At 69.5% G+C, this 799-nt stretch carries 1 protein-coding gene; it reads right to left on the bottom strand.

Annotation, left to right across the window (positions count from 1 at the left end):
* Positions 1–799: AMP-binding protein (locus tag AC5Y30_RS25420; RefSeq protein WP_499922062.1), on the bottom strand; the 799-nt coding region annotated here is incomplete at both ends.

The following is a 799-nucleotide window of genomic DNA, read 5'->3' as shown; positions in this document are numbered from 1 at the left end:
ACCGGCCGGCACCGGACGCAACCAACCATCGAGTACGAACAGGGCGGCTCCCGGTACCGGCGCACCGATCGGCACCCCCGAACCCGGGGCCAGCGGCGCACTGATCGCCACGCACATCGTCGTCTCAGTAGGACCGTAGGCGTTGACCATTACCCGCCCGCGCGCCCAGCGGTCCACCACCTCGACCGGGCACGCCTCGCCGACCACTACCAATGCCGCCGACTCCAATCCCTGCCGGGACAGCCCAGCCACGGCCGACGGAGTCTGGGTCAGCACGCTGACCCGTTCCCTGACCAGCAGGTCGTGGAAGTCGTGCGGCGAGCCCGCCACCTCCTCGGGTACCACCACAACCCGGCCGCCGCGTAGTAGCGCGCCGAAGATCTCCCACACCGACACGTCGAACGCCAGCGAATGACAGAGCGGCCAGGCCCCGCTGGGCGGCAGGCCGGCATCCAGCTGAGCCATCAACTGGGTGACGTTGTGGTGGGGGATGGCTACCCCTTTGGGTGTTCCGGTGGTTCCTGAGGTGTAGATCAGGTAGGCGGTGTCGTCGGGGGCCGGCGGTGGCATCGCGGTGGCGGGGTAGGTGTGGGTCTGGGTGTGGGGGTCGTCGATGTCGATGAGCGGCAGCTGGTGGCCGGCTAGCCGCTCGGCCAACCCGGTGGTGGTGATCAGCGCGACGGGGTCGGCGTCGTCGAGCACGAACTCGATGCGCGCCGCGGGCATCGCCGGGTCGATCGGCACGTAGGCCGCACCGGTTTTGAGCACCGCGACAATCGCCACGACCGCTTGAGCCGAA

Source organism: Mycobacterium sp. NGS27 (assembly GCF_059813005.1).
Note: the sequence above shows the minus strand (reverse complement) of the source record. Positions and strands in the feature narration are given on the sequence as shown.